Source organism: Methylobacterium sp. E-041 (assembly GCF_022829665.1).
GTDB lineage: Bacteria > Pseudomonadota > Alphaproteobacteria > Rhizobiales > Beijerinckiaceae > Methylobacterium.
In genome coordinates this window covers 1-18,715 of the sequence record NZ_JAKSYQ010000140.1, presented here as the reverse complement: position 1 = coordinate 18,715, position 18,715 = coordinate 1, and the positions used below count along the sequence as shown (strand labels likewise).

Below are 18,715 nucleotides of genomic sequence, written 5' to 3'. Positions count from 1 at the left end.
TGCATCACCCCGCGTTCTCCGAAGGCGAACGCAGGCGCCCTTCTCAATCCCCGCCTGCCCGGCGCAGGTGATCGAACAGGACGGCCGCCGCCGGCGATTGCGCGCCCGGGCGGACGACGAGGCTGAGCGTCCGCCGCGCCCACGGGTCGGTGAGCGGCACGGCGACGACGTTCATCTGCGGGCCGAGCAGGGCGTGCACCCGCTCGGGCACCACGCCGAGCCCCATCCCGGCCTGCGCCATGCGGCAGATCGCGTCGAAGCTCGGCACGTGGACGCGCAGGCGCAGCGGCCGCCCGAGGCGTCGGGCCTCGTCGCGGAGCGTGCCGTAGATCGAGCTCTCGCGGTGCATGCCGACATGGTCGTGGTCGAGGGTGTCGGCGAACGCGAGCGCGTCGCGGCCCGCGAGCGGGTGGCCGGCGGGCACGACGAGCACGAGGCGGTCGCTCCGATAGGGGTGGGCGACGAGGGAGCGCGGATCGGTGCTGCCGGCGCAGATGCCGAGATCCGCTGCTCCTTCCTCCACGCCGGCCACCACGCCGCCGCTCGGCCGCTCCTCCAGGTCGATCCCGATGCGGGCCTGCGCCGCCAGGAACGCCTGCAGGTCCTCGGGCAGGAACTGCACGATCGCCGAGAGGTTCGCGAGCACGCGGACGAAGCCGCGGAGCCCGCTGGCGTGCTCCGCGAGCTCCAGCGCGATCTGCTCGGCGGACCCCAGCATCCGGCGGGTGTGGTGCAGCAGCGTCTCCCCGGCGGGCGTCGGCCGCATGCCCCGTGGCTCGCGGATGAGCAGCTCGCAGCAGAGCGCGCGCTCCAGCTCGGCGAGCCGCTTGCTCACGGCGGAGGGGGCGATCGCGGCCCGGCGCGCCGCGCCGTTGAGCGTGCCCTCCTCGCAGATCGCCGCGAACAGCCGCAGCGTCTTGAGGTCGAGGCGGCTCAGGATGAACGGGGTCGGCGATCCCTCCGACATGGTCCGCGCCGCTCCCGTGATCCGATTGATCCGACCGGCGGACCCCGTGCTGCGATCCTGATCGCGCCCGGACGCTCCGGCAACGGGCCAAGCCTGAAGCACGCGCCCCGAGCCGCGTCCGGGCTCGGCGTCGCAGGGGGGCTCCACAAGCCGTCGGATCCCGTCGAGGAGTACATGATCCCGACGGGCGAGCGAGGTCCGGCCGCGCTTCGGTGAGACGGGCCGGACCGGGCCGCTCAGCCCGGGATGATGCGCTCGTCGAGCTTCCGGTCCACGATCTCGACCGTTCGGTCGATCTCGGCATCGGGCATGTCGAGCTGGTGCGAGATCAGCTTCAGCAGCAGGTCGACACGCTCGATGTAGGGCGCGCCGCTCTCGACCGCCCGGGCGGCCGACGAAGGCTTCAGCAGGCCCTCGGCCGCCTTGGCGTACTTCTCGAACGGGACCTGATCGCTCGGGTCGGCACCGAGCCGTCGGGCCACCGCGTCAACGTGCTCGTAGATCGTGCGGGACAGGGGGAGGTCGCCGTGCACCGCGTCGCGGATCGAGCGCGGCGCCTGGGGCGTGATGCAGCGGTAGTTGCCGGTGAGCAGCATCGACCACTTCGCCAGGGGCACGAACAGCGAGTCGAACACCTTGAGCTTGACCGGAACGTCCTGGCCCTCGACGCGCACCGCGTCGATGTCCGCCTCGAGCTCGCGGAGCAGCGCGTTGTGCGCGGGATCGGCGAAGGTCGCCGCCTTGAAGTTCGTCGGCAACCCGACATGCAGGACGTTGGCGCCCTCGTCGGGCGGGCGGAACGCCTGCGGATCGGGCGAGCACAACGACATCAGGCCCGGCTCGAAGCGGTCCCAGACGCCGGCATTCGTGTAGGCCTCGCGCAGGTCCATCTTCGCGAGCGCCGGGATCCGATCGAGATACGGCAGCGGCGGCATGTTCATGATCGACAGGCACGGCAGCTTGGCCGCGGCGATCTTGATCATCAGCACGCGGATCGTGTGGTTGTTGTACTGCGGCTCCTGCATCGCCAGGCCGACGAGATCGTAGCGCGAGACGTCGACGTCCTCGGGCGGCATCGCGTCGACCTTGCCCGGCAGGTCACGGGAATGAAACGACCGGTGCGTGGCCTCGTCGCGCAGCTTGATGCGGACTTCGGTGCCCTGGCTGTTGATCAGGTCCGCGGTTTTCCGACGGCAGACCAAGGTCACATCATGCCCGGCCATCAGCAGCTTCGTCGAAAGCAGCGAGCCGTATGATGCCCCCAGGATCAATATTCTGCGCGGCATGGTTTCATCCCTGAGCGTTCGGTTCTTGTTTTTGCGCCGGACGAGGGCGCGGCTTGTATCTGGTATACGCAGCCGCCCGGCTCGCACGCAAGCGGCCACGCTCCAGCGGGACAGGCGGTCCCCAGGCTCGATCGGCGGCGGGCCTCGGGTGCTCGGCGGGGTGCGCTCGCGTCGTGCCGGCGCGCCGTGCGCCCCTTCCGCTCGCCGCGCGGCCGCGCCCGCGATCAAGCGGTCTTCGGGTGCCGGATGAAGTCGACGAAGGCGCGCAGCGGGGCCGGCACGAGTCGCCGGCCCGGGTAGTACAGGTAGGGCCCCGAGAAGCGCGGCCACCACGCTTCGAGGACCGGTTCCAATGCCCCGCTGGCCAAGTGCGGCCTCAACCAGTCCTCGAACAGGGTGATGACGCCGGTCCCCGCGATCGCCGCCTCGACGGCGAGGTCGGTCGCGGCCCCGACGCGCACGAGCAGCGGCCCTGCCGGATCGACCTTCACGGTCTCGCCGTCGCGCTCGAACTCCCAGGCCATCTCGACCCCGCTCGGGAAGCGGCCGCGCAGGCAGGCATGGCCGAGGAGGTCGCGCGGATGCTCGGGCCGGCCGTGACGCGCGAGGTAGGCCGGCGCCGCAGCGGTCGCGAAGCGTTGCACGCGCGGCCCGATCGGAACCGCGATCATGTCCTGCTCCAGGCGCTCGTCGTAGCGGATGCCCGCGTCGCATCCGGCGGCGAGCACGTCGACGAAGCCGTCCTCGGCCAGAACCTCGAGACGGATCTCGGGATAGGCGGCGAGGAAGCCCGGAACGATCGCGGGCAGCACGAGGCGCGCGGCGCTGACCGGCACGTTGAGCCGAAGCGTCCCGGCCGGCCGGTCGCGGAAGCCGTTCACCACGTCGAGCGCCGCCTCGACCTCTGCGAAGGCCGGGCCGAGCCGCTCCAGCAGCCGTTCCCCGGCTTCCGTCGGCACCACGCTGCGGGTCGTGCGGTTGAGGAGACGGACGCCGAGCCTGTCCTCGAGCCGCCGAACCGCCTCGCTCAAGCTCGACGCGCTGGCGCCGCTCATGCGTGCGCCCTCGCGAAAACCCTGCCCGCGCGCGACGACGAGGAACGCGTCGAGATCTCCGAGATCGGCCTTCATCGTTCGCCCATCCGCACAGCTTGTGCGGATTGTGCCCCATTCTCGCGCACGGTCGCAACGTCCAGTTAGGTCGGGTCACAGGAGAAGCACCATGTCCCTCATCGATCAGGCCGGCACGTTTCGGATCGGCCACCGTTCCGTGAAGCGCCTCGGGTACGGCGCGATGCAACTCGCCGGGCCGGGCGTCTTCGGACCGCCCAAGGATCGCGACGCGGCGCTCGCCGTGCTGCGCGAGGCGGTCGCGAGCGGCGTCGACCACCTCGACACCAGCGACTTCTACGGACCCCACGTCACCAACCAGCTGATCCGGGACGCGCTCGGCCCGTATCCGCACGACCTCACGATCGTCACCAAGGTGGGCGCGCGGCGCGGTTCCGATGCGTCGTGGAACCCGGCCGCGTCCGACGCCGACCTCGCGGCGGCCGTCCACGACAACCTGCGCCATCTCGGGCTCGACCGGCTGGCGGTGGTGAACTTCCGGGCCATGCTCGGCGACGGGCACGGGCCGGCCGAAGGGTCGATCGAGGCGCCGTTGACGGCGCTCGCCGAGCTCCAGCAGCAAGGGCTGATCCAGCACATCGGCCTGTCCAACGTGACGCCGACCCAGGTCGCCGAGGGACGCCGGATCTGCGAGATCGCGTGCGTGCAGAACCACTACAACCTCGCCCATCGCGGCGACGACGCGCTCGTCGACGCGCTGGCACGGGACGGCATCGCCTACGTGCCGTTCTTCCCGCTCGGCGGTTTCAGCCCGCTGCAATCCGCGGGCCTGTCCGCGGTGGCCGAACGGCTCGATGCCACGCCGCTGCAGGTAGCGCTCGCTTGGCTGCTGCGCCGGTCGCCCAACATCCTGCTGATCCCGGGGACCGCGTCGCTGGCGCACCTGCGCGAGAACCTCGCCGCCGCCGCGCTCCACCTGCCGGACGACGCGCTGGCGGACCTCGACCGGGTCGGCACCGCGACCCAGGCGTGATCGACCGGGCGGCGGCAGGCCGCATCGGCGAGCCTGCCGTCCGCGACGGGGGAATCGGTCGCCTACTTCTCGCGGAACGCGCGGCGTGCCTGATCGACGAGGGGCTTGGTCAGGTAGGAGAGCACGGTGCGGTCTGCGGTGCGGATGAACGCTTCCACCGGCATGCCGGGCATCAGCTTGGCGCCGTCCAGCCGGCCGAGTTCGTCCTTCGTCACCCCGAGGCGCACGAGATAGTAGAAGCTGCCGGTACGCTTGTCCTCGCTCACGTCGGCGGCGATCCGGGTCACGCGTCCGTTCAGCTCCGGCGTGGTGCGCTGGTCGAAGCTCGGGAAGCGCAGGCCCGCGGCCTGGCCGGTCTGGAGCCGGTCGATGTCCTGGGGGGCGACGCGCACCTCAACTACCAGGGAATCGGCCGTCGGAACGATCAGCATGATCGGCTCGCCCGGCGCGATCACGCCGCCGCGGGTGTGGACCGACAGTTCGTGCACGTAGCCGGTCTGCGGCGAGCGGATGTCGATGCGCTGCAATTGGTCGAGGGCGGTGATCTTCTGCTCGGTCAGGGTCGCGGCCTTGGCGCGGTTCTCCGCCAGCTCCTTGGCGACGTCGCTGCGCAGGTTCTGCTCGAGCTGGATGATCTGAAGCTCGGTCTCGGAGACCTTGCCCTTGGTCTGCGCGATGTTGGCAACCAGCACGCCGCGCTCGCCCTTCAGCCGGGAGATGTCGCGCTCGAGGCTGGTCAGGCGCGTCAGCTGGATGAGGTTCTTCTTCCAGAGTCCTTCGACGCCCTCGTACTCGCGCCCGATGATCGCGGTCTCCTGCTCCTTGGCGACCGACTGCTCGACGAGCCCCTTGATCTCCTCCTTGAGCTGCCCGATCCGCTCGCGCAGCTGCGCCTTCTGCCCCTCGCGGGCGTCGCGGCGGAAGTGGAACAGCTTGCGCTCGCCCTCGACGATGCGGGCGACCTCGGGTCCGGCTTCGGCGAGGCCCTTGGGGAACGCGACCTCGTCGCGGCCGTCGCGCTCGGCTTCCAGGCGTGCGTTGCGGGCGGCGATCTCCCACAGGCTCTTGGTGACGCTGTCGTAGGTGGCTCGCGCCGTCGTGGCGTCGAGGCGGATCAGCAGGTCGCCGGCCTGGACGCGCGCGCCTTCCTCGATCGGCAGCTCGGCGACCACGCCGCCGGTCGGGTGCTGCACCTTCTTGATGTTGCTCTCCACCACGAGCGAGCCCGTGGCGATGATCGCGCCGGACAGCTCCGTCGCCGCGGTCCAGGCGCCGGCGCCGGTCGCGACCGCGATGATCGTGGCGACGCCGGCGATGTGCCGGCCCAGGGAGCGCCGGGTGTCGCGCGTCGGATCCGGCTCGGGCCGGTTCGGCGTGTCAGCCTTCGTCATGCGACCCTCGTCGGTGTCTGCCGGGTGAGCGCACTCAGCTGCGCCAGGACGTCGTCGCGGGGCCCGTGCAGCTGCACGCGGCCGTCGCCGAGGACGAGGATGCGGTCGACCGCGGTCAGCGCGCTCGGGCGGTGGGCGATCACCACGGCGATGCCGCCGCGGGCGCGTACCGCCTGGACGGCGGCCGACAGGGCGCGGTCGCCCTCGACGTCGAGGTTGGAGTTCGGCTCGTCGAGGACGACGAGGAACGGATCGCCGTAGAGCGCGCGCGCCAGGGCGATCCGCTGGCGCTGGCCGCCCGAGAGGCCGAGGCCGCCGGCGCCGACGCGGGCATCGTAGCCGCCGGGCAGGCGCAGCACGACCTCGTGGACGCCGGCCGCCTTCGCGGCGGAGAGCAGCGCCTCCGGGTCCGGCTCGGGATCGAACCGGGTGATGTTCTCGGCGATGGTGCCGTCGAACATCTCGATGTCCTGCGGCAGGTAGCCGATCGAACGGCCGAGGGCGTCGGGGTCCCACTGGTCGATGGCGGCGCCGTCGAGGCGGATCACGCCGCGGCTCGGCCGCGCCAGGCCGACGAGGGCGCGGGCGAAGGTGGACTTGCCCGATCCGCTCGGGCCGATCACGCCGAGCGCGCATCCGGGGGCGAGCGCCACGTTGACGTCGTGCAGCACCAGCGTGTCGGTGCCCGGCACGGCGATCGACAGGGCGGTGACGCGCACGCTCTCCCGCGGCGCCGGCAGCGGCGTGAGGGCGGCCGGCTCCCGCGGCGGCAGGAAGGCGACGATGCGGGTCCAGGCCTGGCGCGACGCCGAGAACGACTTCCAGTTCGCGATGGCGAGATCGACCGGCGCCAGCGCCCGGGCCGAGAGGATGGTCGCGGCCAGCATCACGCCGGCGGTCGCTTCCTCGCGCACCACGAGGTAGGCGCCGAGGCCGAGGATGCCCGATTGCAGCACGGTGCGCATCAGGCGCGCCGTCGCGCCGAAGCCGATGGCGAGGTCGTTGCCGTCGGTCGCCACATCGAGGTTCCGGCGCGCCCGGGCCTGCCACAGGGTCGCGATCCGCGCGCGCATGCCGAGCGCCGAGAGCAGCGGCGCCGTGCGGTGCGCCATGTCGGTGAAGGCGCGTCGCTCGCCGGCCACCCGGACGCCCTCGCGGGTTGGGCCGGCCGAGGCCCAGTCGGTCAGGATCGTCAGCAGGCACAGGACTACCGCGCCGCCGGCGATCGCGGTGCCGAGCCAGGGATGGAACAGGAAGCAGACCGCGATATAGAGCGGCACCCACGGCAGGTCGAAGAAAGCGGTGAACGCCATGCTCGACAGGAAGCCGCGCACCGTGTCGAGGTCGCGCAGCGCCTGCGGGCCGTCGTCGCCCCGCGGCGTCTCCGACCCACGGACCAGCAGGGTCCGGAAGATCCGCGCGCCGAGGCGCTCGTCGACGAGGCGCCCGAACCGCGACAGGATCCGGGCGCGGAACACCTCCAGCACGCTCTGGATCAGGAACAGCATCAGCGCGATGCCGGCCAGCCCGACCAAGGTCGCGATGCTGCGGCTCGGCAGCACCCGGTCGTAGACCTGCAGCATGAAGATCGGCGCGGTCAGCATCAGCAGGTTGATGAGGCCGCTGACGATCATCACGGTCGCCAGCGAGGCGCGCCCGGCTCTGGCGGCAGCCCAGAACTCCCGGCGCTTGGCGATACGCAGCACACGTTCGTCGATCACGAGACGGTTCCCCGGCTTGCAGGATCAGGCAGAGACGATTCGGCAGGGCAAGTCGGCGGAAGAGGAAGCCCCCGCCGCGTTGGGCGGCGAGGGCTCGGACGGGTCAGAGGCCGAGGAGGTGGATCCCGGTCGTCGCGGTGTGCGGCGTCGGGTCGACATGCGCGGCGTCGACGTGGCCGCCGAGATCGATCGCCGCGATCCCGAGATCGAGGGGCAGCCCGTGCGAGGCTCCCGCATCCGCCGATGCGGTCGCCGCGGGGGCGACGTCGAGGAGGTGGCCGACGAGCGCGTCTCCGCCCCCGCCGCCGGCCTGCGGGAAGACGATGCCGTCGCCCGAGAGCAGGCCGGCATGGAGCAGGCCGGGCTGATCGGCCGGCACCGCGATCGCGCTCGCCTGGACGGTGTGGGCCGGGTCCGCGCTCGGGGTCAGCACCGCGAGATTCGCCGCCGGCGTCGGCGTCGCCGGGCCGGCCGCCACGTCGATCAGGGGATGGGTCCCGGCATCGTCCGCCGCACCGCTGGTGAGACCGCCGAGGAGGCCGCCGACGGGATTGGATGCGCCGCCGGCGCTGCCCAGGATGCCGGTCACCGGCGAGAGAACGCCGTCGAGCGGCGTGCCCGCGCCGGCCCCGCCGACACCGCCGAGGGCCCCCGTCACGGAGCCGAGGACGCCGCTCGCGGCGTCCGCGACGTGCCCGAGATCGCCCGCGACCTGCCCGACCGCCGCCGGTCCGCTGCCGGTCAGAACGGCACCCGGCAGGTTGGCGACGTCCGTCAGCAAGTTGCTGGTGTCGCCCAGCTCGCCCAGCCCGACGGTGTTGCCGAGCCCGATCACCGAATGGATGGGATCGTTCAGGACCGGCACGTCGTGGCCGATCTGCTCGAGGCCGGCATGGATGCCGTCGATGACCCCGTTGGCGAGGTCGCCCACCGGCTGCAGCGGAGCGCCGGCGCCGAGGAGCGCACCCGTGGTGCCCGTGCCGGCGGCGCCGGTCAGCCCGCCGACGACCGACGTGACGGGAGTCAGGAGCCCGTCGACGGGCGTGCCGGTCGCGATCCCTCCGGCACCGAGACCATCGAGGCCGCCGAGGATCCCGGTGGCGGAGCCGACGACACCGCCCGCGGCGTCGACCACGTGCCCGACATCGCCGACGATCTGCCCGATCGCCGCCGGTGCGTTTCCGCTCAGGATCGCGCCCGGCAGGTTGACCGTGTCCGTCAGGAGGTTGCTGGTGTCGCCGAGCTCGCCCAGCCCGACGGTATTTCCGAGCCCGATCACCGAATGCAGCGTGTCGTTGAGGATCGGCACGTCGTGGCCGATCTGCTCGAGGCCGGCATGGATGCCGTCGATGACCCCGTTGGCGAGGTCGCCCACCGGCTGCAGCGGAGCGCCGGCGCCGAGGAGCGTGCCCGTGGCGCTCGTGCCGCCGCCGGTCAGGCCGCCCAGTCCGCCCAGTCCGCCCACGAGACCGGTGACGCCTCCGAGAAGACCTCCGGCCGCGTTCGTCACCGCGCCGACATCGCCGAGGATCGGCGACAGCGCCGCCAGACCCTCGCCGCCGAGGAGATTGCCGGGCAGGGCCACGACGTCGGTCACGAGGTTTCCGCTCTCGCCGAGATGGCCGAGGCCGATCGTCTCGCCGAGGTTGGTCAGGCCGTGCAGCGCATCGTTCAGGAGCGGGATCTCGTGGCCGATGTTCTCCAGCGTCGCGTGAATGTTGAGGACCGCGCCGTTGGCGAGGTTCGTTACCGGCGCGAGCAGCCCGTCCCCGGACAGCAGGCCGCCGGCGCTCGCCGCACCGGTCAGCGAGCCGACCAGCGTATCGACCGACCCGAGAACGTGGCCGAGATCGCCGAGGACCGGCGTCGCGGATTGGAGGCCGCCGCCGCCGAGGAGGGAACCGGGCAGGGTGGTGACGTCGGTCAGCAGGTTGCCCGCGGTGTCGAGATGGCCGAGCCCGAGGGTTTCGCCGAGGCCGGTGACGGCGTGGATCGGCCCATTGAGAACCGGGATCTGGTGGCCGACGGTCTCGAGCGTGGCGTGCACGTCGAGGACGGCCTGGTTCAGGATGTTGGTCGCGGGGCCGAGGATGCTGCCGCTGCCGACGAGGCCGTTGCCGGATGCCGGCACCGCGCCGACCATCTCCGCCAGCGTTCCGGCGGCGGCGGCGACGCCGCCGGCATCGGTCAGCAGCGGACCGACCGCCTCGGTGCCGGTCGGGTTCGCGGCGACGCCGCCGAGATCGGTCAGAAGGTTTCCGGTCTCCCCGAGATGGCCGAGCCCGAGGGTCTCGCCGAGGTTGGTCAGGCCGTGGAGCGGTCCGTTCGCCGGAGCGACCTCGTGGCCGACCTCCTCGATCTGGGCGTGCGTCTGGAGGACGACCTGGTTGGCGGTGGCCTCGATCGCGTCGGGAAGCAGCGAGGCTCCGGTCTCCGTCGAGCCGCCGTCGACCGCGCCCTCGATCAACGAGGCGATCGGGCCGAGGCTTCCGAGCTGGCCCGTCGACAGGGCGGTCGAGGACAGCAACGCGCCGGGGCCGGCGAGCCATTCGAGCGAGCGGGTGGACGAGCCGAGCACGGAAAGGGGGGATGCGGACATGAAAACCTCCAGGTTTTCGATGCAACCCGATCTGCAACCATCGGTTGCATAATCCCGGTTCCGTAGTAAATGCTGAGCGAACGGTGGAGCCCCTCCGAGCGTCCGGGAACGACGACTGTGGTTCGATCCGGGTTCGACATCGCCGAGTCTCGGGGCGTTCGGTAGGTCGTGAGTAATCTCCACTCTATCCAGACGAGCGCTTCGCGAGGACCCGACGGCCGGCCGATAGATCGGCCGCGTGATCGGGCGACGATCCAAGCCGGCTGCTGGGTGCATCCCGAGGATGATCGTCGATGGGGGTGATCCGACGTTCGCCTATCCCGGCGCCAGGGGCCGAGCGGGATCGATGGACGCGTCGGCGCGGCGCAGCGTGATGCGCGTCAGCTCGGAAGGTCGGCCGAGCCTGAGGGCGAAGCCCGGCCACAACGCCGTGCCGTTGTTGACGTAGAGCGTCATGCCGCCGACCCGGTAGCGGCCCGAGACGAAACCGTCGTTGGCGCGGGCGAACAGGCGGTCGAACCCGCGCATCGTCCCGCCATGGGTATGTCCCGACAGCTGCAGCGCGACGCCATGCGCGGCCGCCGCCCGCGCCCCCTTCGGCTGATGATCGAGCAGGAGGACGGGTGCGTCCCGCGGTGCCCCTGCGAGCGCGGCGTCGAGGTCCGGACCGGGGTGTCCCGTATGCGGCGCAGACCGATCGGTCACGCCGGCGAGCACCAGGGCGGCGTCGCCCCGCCTCAGCACCGTATGCCGGTTCGCGAGCGCCGTGAGGCCGAGTTCCGAGTACCGCCGCATCCAAGCGGGGTAGTCGAAGAAGTATTCGTGGTTGCCGGGCACGAACCAGACGCCGTCCGGTGCACCGAGCCGGTCCAGGGGCTCGACGTCGGCGCGCCGCGAAGCCGGGGCGCCATCGATCAGGTCGCCGGTGATGACGATGAGGTCCACGCCGAGCCGGTTGGACCGCGCGACGACCTCCCGGGTCCAGGATGCCGGGAAGAGCCGGCTGATGTGCAGGTCGGTCAGCTGCAGGATCGTGTAGCCCTCGAAGGCGTCCGGCAGGTTCTCGATCGCGATGTCGACGCCCTTGAGCGCCGGCACGCGCACGGCCTGCTGGACGCCGAGCGCCGACAGGAGCATCGCCGCCGTCGCGGCCGCGTAGCGCCATCCGGCCGGAATCGCCCAGCCGCCCAGGGGCAGCGAGACCAGCGCGATCACGTCGAGCGCGAGCTGCATCACCGCCAGCAGCAGGATGGCGCCGAAGGCCCAGTTGAACAGAACCACCAGCCACCGCGGAAACTCGGGCGCGAACACCGAGCCGGAGGAGAGGCGGCACCACAGGTGATACTGGGAGGCGACGAGCAGCAGCACGGCGATCCCGGCCTTCGCGGCAGGCGGGCCCGGCAGCGGCCAGAGCACCCGGGTCACGACGTACAGGCAGGGCAGGCTAAAGATCAGATGGAACATGGCGTTCCGGCTACGCTGAAAGCCGGGGTCCGGGCCAGTGCCGATGCGGGGAAATGCCGGCTTCGGCGCAGGTCGGGTCGTCGCGGCACCAGTCAGGCCGGCCCTGCATGAGCGCGCCGGACCGTCACGCTGCGGTCAGGCGCGGGATCGCGGAGCGCAGCCGGGAATATCCGCGGTTGGAGAGCGGCCACGCCGCCTCGTCCCAGGGGCGCCGCACGCGCACGACCGCCTCGGGCAGCATCGCCGCCGACGGGCCGACGGGCGCCCAGGCCGTGACGACGGGTAGCCCGGCCGACCAGCCGGCGTCGGCCGGTCCCGCCTCGCAGCCGAAATGAGCGGCCGCCCGGTCCAGCGCATCCTGCATCGCGGCGTGATCCGCCGACCGGACGCGCTCGGACGCCCCCTCGGCATGAGCGAGCATGCCACCGATCCGCACGATGCGCGCCTCCCCGAGCGGAAGGCTCTCCGGGTGCAGGTCGTCGAGATGCAGCAGCAGCGCGACGTCGCCGGTCGGCGGCATGGCGGCAGCCGGCAGAGGGACCTCGCGCGGTGGCATCGCCTCGTCGAGGGCGTCCGGGTACTCGTCGAGCCCTTCGGGATCGAAGCGGTTCTCGGTGTAGCGCCGGATGTTCTCGGCGCGCGCGACGTAGTGCTTGCCCCGGGTGTGCAGCCCCGCCACCCAGCGCCAGGACAGCGTGTTGCTCGCCGGATCGCCGTCGACGAGATGGCGCATGAAGAAATCCGCACCCAGCGCCCAGGGCAGGCGCAGGGTGAAGATCCAGATCGAGGCGAACCACATCCGGGCGTGATTGTGCAGCCAGCCGGTCTCGACGAGGTCCCGCGCCCAGTCGTCGAAACCGTCGATGCCGGTCCGGCACGCGATCGCGGCCTCGTAGGTCCGGCGCAGGCCGGGCTCCGCGGCGAGCCGCGCCCGATCCGCCGTGGCCAGCGCGAGGGCGTCGGTCCAGGCGGTCGGGTGGGTCTCGAGATGGCCCTTGAAGTAGGTCCGCCAGAAGACCTCGGAGACGAACTTCTCGGCGCCGCCGTCGCCGAACGCGGCCTGGGCGGCGGCCACCACCTCGGCTTCCGTGATCAGGCGGCGCCGAAGGTAGGGCGAGAGCGCCGACGTGGTCGGCCGCGCGTCCGGTCCGCGGTCGGTGTTGCGGGCACCGGCATAGTCGACGGCGGCGTCCGCGAGGAAGGCCGACAGGCGGTCGAGCCCGGCGGCACGGGTCATGGGAAAGCTGCGATCCATGCCGTCGAGCTAGCGCGGCGGCGCACCGGCATGGATGCGACCGATTTCCCGAACCCCGGCGGAGGCCGCCGGGGCGTATCCAGTGTCGAGCATGGCGCGATCGTGCGTCAGGCCGCCTCGGGCATGCGGTCGAGGAACTTGTCCAGGGTGAGCGGATAGTCCCGCACGCGGATGCCGGTGGCGTTGTAGACGGCATTCGCCACCGCGGCGCCCACGCCGCAGATCCCGAGCTCGCCGACGCCCTTGGCCTTCATCGGCGAGGACATCGGATCGACCTCGTCCAGGAAGATCACCTGCTGATGCGGGATGTCGGCGTGCACCGGCACCTCGTAGCCGGCGAGGTCGTGGTTGGCGAAGAATCCGCGCTTGGTGTCGACCGCCAGTTCCTCCATCAGCGCCGAGCCAGTGCCCATCGTCATGCCGCCGATGACCTGGCTGCGGGCCGATTTCGGGTTGAGGATGCGCCCCGCCGCGCACACCGCGAGCATGCGCCGGACCCGGATCTCCGCCGTGTCGGCATCGACCCCGACCTCGACGAAATGGGCGCCGAAGGTCGATTGCTGCTGCTTCTTGGAGAGGTCGCCGAACTCGATGGTATCCTCGGCCGTCAGCTCGCCCCGGCTCGCGGCCTCGCCGAGCGGAACCGCACGGTTGCCGGCCCGCACCTGCCCGTCGGCGAAGACCGCGTCGTCGGAGTTGATGCCGAGACGCTGCGCCACCGCCTCGCGAAGCTTGACGCACGCCGCGTAGACGCCGGCCGTCGACGAGTTTCCGCCGAACTGGCCGCCCGATCCCGACGAGACCGGGAAGGCGGAATCGCCGAGCCTGACCGCCACCTTGTCGAGGGTCACGCCCATCATCTCGGCGGCGGTCTGCGCGATGATGGTGTAGCTGCCGGTACCGATGTCGGTCATGTCGGTCTCGACCGTGACGGTGCCGGCTCCGTCCAGCCTGACCCGCGCGCCCGACTTCAGGACCATGTTGTTGCGGAACGCCGCGGCCATGCCGACGCCGACAAGCCACTGCCCGTCCCGCACCTGGCCCGGCCGTGCATTGCGCTTGGACCAGCCGAAGGTTTCGGCCCCCAGCTTGAGGCAGCCGACGAGGTCGCGGTGGGAGAACGGGCGCTTCGGGTCCTGCGGGTCGACCTGGGTGTCGTTGCGGATGCGGAATTCCACAGGGTCGATCCCGAGCTTCTCCGCCATCTCGTCCATGGCGACCTCCAGGACCATCAGGCCGGGCGCCTCGCCCGGCGCCCGCATGGCGTTGCCCTCTGGCAGGTCGAGATGAGCGAGCTTCATCGCGGTGAGCCGATTGGCACCGGCGTAGAGCAGCTTGGTCTGGCTCACCGCCGTCTCGGGATCGCCGTCGGGCAGGTTGCCCGACGTGCTCTCGTGGGCGATGGCGGTGATCGTGCCGTCCTTGGTCGCGCCGATGCGCACGCGCTGGATCGTGGCCGGGCGATGCGTGGTGTTGTTGGCGATGAGCGGGCGGGTCAGCGCCACCTTCACCGGGCGCTGGAACGCCTTGGCGGCGAGGGCTGCGAGCACCGCGTCGGCCCGCACGAACAGCTTGCCGCCGAAGCCGCCGCCGACGAAGGGTGAATCGAGGCGGACGTTCTCCTTCGGCACGCCGAGGATCTTGGCGAGGCTGCCATGGCCCCAGCCGATCATCTGGTTCGAGGTCCAGAGCGTGACCTTGTCGCCGTCCCAGGCGGCGATGGTCGCGTGCGGCTCCATCATCGCGTGGCTCTCGTCGGCGGTGGTGTAGTGCTCGTCGAGCGTCACCGGCGCCTGCGCGAACGCTCCCTCGAAATCGCCGACGCGTTCCTCGCCGTCGCCGCCGCTGCCCTCGCTGCTGTCGCCGGGCACGGGCGGCGCGCCCTTCGCCTCGGCCGCGAGATCGAACTTGCCGGCCTCGGGCGCGTAGTCGACCGTCACGAGAAACGCCGCGGCGCGGGCCTGCTCGAACGTCTCGGCGACGACGACCGCGACGGCCTGGTGGTAGTGCTGGATCTCGTCGCCGCCGAACAGGTAGGCGGCGTTCATCATGCCCCGCTCCAGCCGGGGATGCTCCAGGGTCGTCACGACGCCCACGACCCCGGGCGCCGCCTTGGCGGCCGCCGTGTCGATGGCGCGGATGCGGCCCTTGGCGATGCTGGACCCGAGCACGTAGCCGTAGGCCTGGTTCGGCACGACGTCGTGGCGCTCGTAGGCGTAGGGCGCGGTGCCGGTGGTCTTGTACTTGCCATCGATGCGGTCGGTCGGCTTTCCGACGACCTTGAGCTGGTCGATCGGGTTTTGGCCGGCGGGCTGGTCGAACTTCATGGCTTTAGGCCCTCGCTTGGTTGAGCGCCGCGGACAGGGTCCGCTCGGCGAGCGTCAGCTTGTAGGCGTTCGCGTGGGTCGGCGCGGCGCCGGCGAAGACCTGCTCGGTCACCGCCTTGGCGCCCTTAGGCAGGTCGGCCTCGGCCGCCTCCACCCGCCAGGGTTTCGGCGCCACCCCGCCGAAGGCGACGCGGCCGGCCCCGTCCCTGCCCAGGATCGCCGCCACCGAGACCAGCGCGTAGGCGTACGACGCCCGGTCGCGGACCTTGCGGTAGAGGTGCGTGCCCGCCACCGGCTTCGGCAGCGTCACCGCCGTGATCAGCGCGCCGGCCGCGAGCGTGGTGTCGCGCTCGGGCGCGTCGCCGGGCAGGCGGTGGAACTCCGCCACCGGGATCTTTCGCGATGCGCCCTCGCCGTCGACGGTCTCGACGGTGGCGTCGAGCACGCGCATCGCCACCGCCATGTCGCCGGGATGGGTGGCGATGCAGGCGTCGCTTCCGCCGATCACCGCCAGCTGCCGGCTGACCCCGTCGAGCGCCGAGCAGCCGGAGCCCGGCCGGCGCTTGTTGCAGGCCTGCGCGGTGTCGTAGAAGTACGGGCAGCGGGTGCGCTGCAGCAGGTTGCCGGCGGTGGTCGCCTTGTTGCGCAGCTGCCCCGAGGCGCCGGCCAGCAGCGCGCGCGACAGCACGCCGTAATCCTTCCGGACACGGGCGTCGGCGGCGAGGTCGGTGTTGCGCACCAGCGCGCCGATGCGCAGGCCGCCCTCCGGCGTGGCCTCGATCCGGTCGAGCCCGAGCCCGTTGACGTCGACGAGGTGGGTCGGGGTCTCGATCTGCAGCTTCATCAAGTCGAGCAGGTTGGTGCCGCCGGCGATGAACTTGGCGTTGGGCGTGCGCGCCACGGCGGCGGTGGCCTCGGCCGGCGTGCTCGGGCGCTCGTAGGTGAACGACTTCATGCGGGCCTCCGGCCGGTCTCGAGGCCGGCGACCTCGCTCATCGCCTCGACGATGTTGGAATAGGCGCCGCAGCGGCACAGGTTGCCGCTCATGCGCTCGCGGATCTCGGCCTCGGTGACCCGGGTCGGCGCGGTGAGGTCGGCGGTGACGTGGCTGGGGATGCCGGCCCGGATCTCGTCGAGCACGGCCACGCCCGAGCAGATCTGGCCGGGCGTGCAGTAGCCGCACTGGTAGCCGTCGTGGCGGACGAAGGCGGCCTGCATCGGGTGCAGGTCGTCGGGCTGGCCCAGCCCCTCGATGGTGGTGATCTCGGCGCCCTGGTGCATCACGGCGAGCGTCAGGCAGGCGTTGATGCGCCGCCCGTCGACGATCATCGTGCAGGCGCCGCACTGGCCGTGGTCGCAGCCCTTCTTCGAGCCGGTCAGGTGCAGATGCTCGCGCGCCGCATCGAGCAGGCTGGTGCGGGTGTCGAGCTCGAGCTCGCGCCGCTGGCCGTTGATCGTGAACCACACCTGCGCCAGGACAGGGCGGTCGCCGGACGCAGCGTCGGCGCGGGCGCCCGCGGGAAGGGGGGAAAGGGCCGCGGCGGCGGTCGCGCTGGCGACCACGTCTCGTCGGCTCATGTCGAATTCTCCAGGCGGTGCCATCATGGTCTCCGAACCTGTTGCGGGGGGCGACGACGCGCCCGAAGGCCGTCTGTCGGAAGCGGAATGCCCAGGGCAACTCCGGCAGGCTGGATAAGCTCCAAAGTGCCACCGGCTTCGGTCCGGTGCTCGGCACGGACATTTCGCCCCGGCATCCCGCGTCGGGATCGCCTCGCCTACCGCATCCGGGGTGTTGGCGGCTCCCGAGGACGCGGCACCGACCCAGGTCGCCCGCTTCGGTCCGTCGTGCGTTCGCGCCTTGCCGGTTGGTCGCACCCTTCCGGGTGCCGACGCCTCGGAATCTCAAAAACCCTGCCTCCGCCGCCCTGATGGTCGCGGGATCGGTGGTGACGAGAAATCCGCGACATCGCTCAGCGAGGCGAAGATCCGTGATGCCGCCCGCTCGGGATGATGATGCACGCGCGCGCCACCTCTCGGGTGACCATGCGAGGGCCGTGCGTTCGTCCGCGATGATGCATCGGGGATAGCGCGGCTGGCCGGGCACCGTCTCGATGTCGTCCTCGGTACCGTAGGCGATGCGGATCGACGACCTCCCGCCCGGTCGACGCCCGAGCCGACGTCGTGTGGTGGGTTCGCTTCCGGCGTGGCCTCGGTGCGCGAGCTGACGGTCGGCGCGACGATCGGCAATTTCGTCGTCGATCCGACTGCCGCTGCAGAAGATCCGATCGCCCAAGGCTCGATGATTCGGTCTCGCTCATCGTGCGGCCTCCGTCACGAGGAGACAGGCTGCGCACGACAGGGTGGTTCAGGTCGAAATCGAGACGCCGTCCGTGCGGCGTTCGGGGATGTCGCGATGCGCGTCACGGTCATCGGCGGCGCGCCTCGGCTCACCGATCCGCGATCGCGATCCGCCGGCGGCCGTATCGGCTGCGCCGGCGGGCGGGCCGCCGAACGCAGATCGTGACGCCACGGGAGCGCGGACTCAGCGAGCGGGCACGGCCTCGGCGACCACCTCGACGACGCGGCGCGGCGCGACCGCCTTCGTGGCGGCCACGGGCTGAGGCGTCGTGGTCATATCGCTGACGGAACGCGTCTGCTGAGACGTCCGGGCCTGCTCGCGGTAGAGCGGCGGGGTGAGGTTCAAGGACTCGTCGGCCATCGCCGCGCCGGCGGAGACGGATGCCGAGGCGAACGCGATGAGGGCGAGGGCGTGGGTGAAGCGCATGACGGATCTCCGGTTGGGTCGCTTGCAGAGCCGACCGACCGAGAGATTGAACCACAGAATTTGTGCGTTGCGACATGTGCATTTTGCAACGCAACATAATGCGAGCGAAGGCCAGTTCTTCTTTTATAATTCCGCCCCCGGACGCACTCATCTGTCCATCGCAACACTTCGCCATGCACTCGGCGCATACGGCATTAAATCGGTATCACGACGTCAAATTATCTTTTCGACGCTCGAAAAAACAATTTTACCAATAATGTCGCGATACGCTCAGTCGCTCCCGAGCCCGCTCTTTCTCTTCAGGGCATCACAGGCAGCCCCGGTCGATGACTGACCTCGCGCGCGGCGCCATCGGTCGCGCATTCAATCGACGATCGCTGAATCAACCCTCTTCGTGAATTCGGCGTCGAGGGTTGCGGCGGATTTGACGATGGCAAGGACACCTTGGCGCGTCGCCTTGTCGGAGATGCCGGCAAACGTCCTGATCAGGTCCATCACCTCGGAATCCTGCAACAGCTGCTGAATCGACTCGCGGCCATCGCCGATCTCTGCCGGAGCGTCGAAGAAGGTCGAGACCGGGACGCCCAGGAAATCCGCGATCGCCTGAAGCCGCGCGGCACCGACACGGTTGCGTCCCTTCTCGTATTTCTGGATCTGCTGGAACGTGACCCCGAGAGCCTGCCCGAGCGCGGTCTGGCTCAGACCTTGAGCGGTCCGATACGCCGCGATGCGGCTTCCGATCGATCGGTCGCCGCTGGTCGCGAGCTTCGGCGCATGGATGGGGGTCATTCGGGCATTCGCTTTCAGGTTGGAGACG

At 71.1% G+C, this 18,715-nt stretch carries 15 protein-coding genes; 2 read left to right on the top strand and 13 right to left on the bottom strand.

Annotated features, from left to right (window positions below):
- Positions 1 to 43: 43 nt before the first annotated feature.
- From MKK70_RS13080 to MKK70_RS13070, 3 genes are all read right to left on the bottom strand, one after another.
- Entirely contained in the window at positions 44 to 967 is a 924-nt protein-coding gene (locus MKK70_RS13080) for a LysR family transcriptional regulator (RefSeq protein WP_243948224.1), read from the bottom strand.
- A gap of 236 nt (positions 968 to 1,203) precedes the next feature.
- Complete coding sequence (locus MKK70_RS13075) at positions 1,204 to 2,253, bottom strand: ketopantoate reductase family protein (protein WP_147858465.1); 1,050 nt, start codon at positions 2,251 to 2,253, stop codon at positions 1,204 to 1,206.
- Between the two features lie 224 nt (positions 2,254 to 2,477).
- Positions 2,478 to 3,383: a LysR family transcriptional regulator gene (locus MKK70_RS13070; RefSeq protein WP_147726135.1), complete on the bottom strand. Its 906-nt coding sequence runs from the start codon at positions 3,381 to 3,383 to the stop codon at positions 2,478 to 2,480.
- A 91-nt stretch (positions 3,384 to 3,474) separates the two neighbouring features.
- On the opposite strand from MKK70_RS13070, the gene MKK70_RS13065 reads away from it, so the two are divergent.
- Positions 3,475 to 4,356, top strand: a complete 882-nt coding sequence (locus tag MKK70_RS13065) for an aldo/keto reductase family oxidoreductase (RefSeq protein WP_243948222.1) — start codon at positions 3,475 to 3,477, stop codon at positions 4,354 to 4,356.
- 62 nt (positions 4,357 to 4,418) lie between these two features.
- Here the strand turns inward: MKK70_RS13065 and MKK70_RS13060 are convergent, their stop codons facing one another.
- From MKK70_RS13060 to paoA, 8 genes are all read right to left on the bottom strand, one after another.
- Complete coding sequence (locus MKK70_RS13060) at positions 4,419 to 5,747, bottom strand: HlyD family type I secretion periplasmic adaptor subunit (protein ID WP_147858462.1); 1,329 nt, start codon at positions 5,745 to 5,747, stop codon at positions 4,419 to 4,421.
- Entirely contained in the window at positions 5,744 to 7,468 is a 1,725-nt protein-coding gene (locus MKK70_RS13055; RefSeq protein ID WP_243948220.1) for a type I secretion system permease/ATPase, read from the bottom strand. The genes MKK70_RS13060 and MKK70_RS13055 overlap by 4 nt, the downstream gene beginning before the upstream one ends.
- 103 nt (positions 7,469 to 7,571) lie before the next feature.
- Positions 7,572 to 10,067 carry a hypothetical protein gene (locus MKK70_RS13050; protein WP_243948218.1) on the bottom strand — a complete coding sequence of 832 codons (2,496 nt, stop codon included), beginning with the start codon at positions 10,065 to 10,067 and terminating at the stop codon, positions 7,572 to 7,574.
- Between the two features lie 315 nt (positions 10,068 to 10,382).
- Complete coding sequence (locus MKK70_RS13045) at positions 10,383 to 11,531, bottom strand: metallophosphoesterase (RefSeq protein ID WP_243948216.1); 1,149 nt, start codon at positions 11,529 to 11,531, stop codon at positions 10,383 to 10,385.
- A gap of 124 nt (positions 11,532 to 11,655) precedes the next feature.
- Entirely contained in the window at positions 11,656 to 12,768 is a 1,113-nt protein-coding gene (locus tag MKK70_RS13040; protein ID WP_243948214.1) for an FAD-binding domain-containing protein, read from the bottom strand.
- Positions 12,769 to 12,893: 125 nt separating this feature from the next.
- Positions 12,894 to 15,113, bottom strand: a complete 2,220-nt coding sequence (gene paoC / locus MKK70_RS13035; protein ID WP_243948212.1) for an aldehyde oxidoreductase molybdenum-binding subunit PaoC — start codon at positions 15,111 to 15,113, stop codon at positions 12,894 to 12,896.
- A gap of 4 nt (positions 15,114 to 15,117) precedes the next feature.
- Entirely contained in the window at positions 15,118 to 16,068 is a 951-nt protein-coding gene (locus MKK70_RS13030) for an FAD binding domain-containing protein (RefSeq protein WP_243948211.1), read from the bottom strand.
- Complete coding sequence (paoA, locus tag MKK70_RS13025; RefSeq protein ID WP_409568271.1) at positions 16,065 to 16,691, bottom strand: aldehyde dehydrogenase iron-sulfur subunit PaoA; 627 nt, start codon at positions 16,689 to 16,691, stop codon at positions 16,065 to 16,067. Before paoA ends, MKK70_RS13030 begins: the two co-directional genes overlap by 4 nt.
- 634 nt (positions 16,692 to 17,325) lie before the next feature.
- On the opposite strand from paoA, the gene MKK70_RS13020 reads away from it, so the two are divergent.
- Positions 17,326 to 17,637, top strand: coding sequence for a hypothetical protein (locus MKK70_RS13020; protein ID WP_243948209.1), 312 nt, complete (start codon positions 17,326 to 17,328; stop codon positions 17,635 to 17,637).
- Between the two features lie 18 nt (positions 17,638 to 17,655).
- Here MKK70_RS13020 and MKK70_RS13015 read toward each other — a convergent pair whose 3' ends face one another.
- Both MKK70_RS13015 and MKK70_RS13010 read right to left on the bottom strand, forming a co-directional pair.
- Entirely contained in the window at positions 17,656 to 17,898 is a 243-nt protein-coding gene (locus MKK70_RS13015; RefSeq protein ID WP_243948207.1) for a hypothetical protein, read from the bottom strand.
- A gap of 363 nt (positions 17,899 to 18,261) precedes the next feature.
- Positions 18,262 to 18,687, bottom strand: a complete 426-nt coding sequence (locus MKK70_RS13010) for a helix-turn-helix domain-containing protein (protein ID WP_243948245.1) — start codon at positions 18,685 to 18,687, stop codon at positions 18,262 to 18,264.
- Between the last annotated feature and the right edge of the window lie 28 nt (positions 18,688 to 18,715).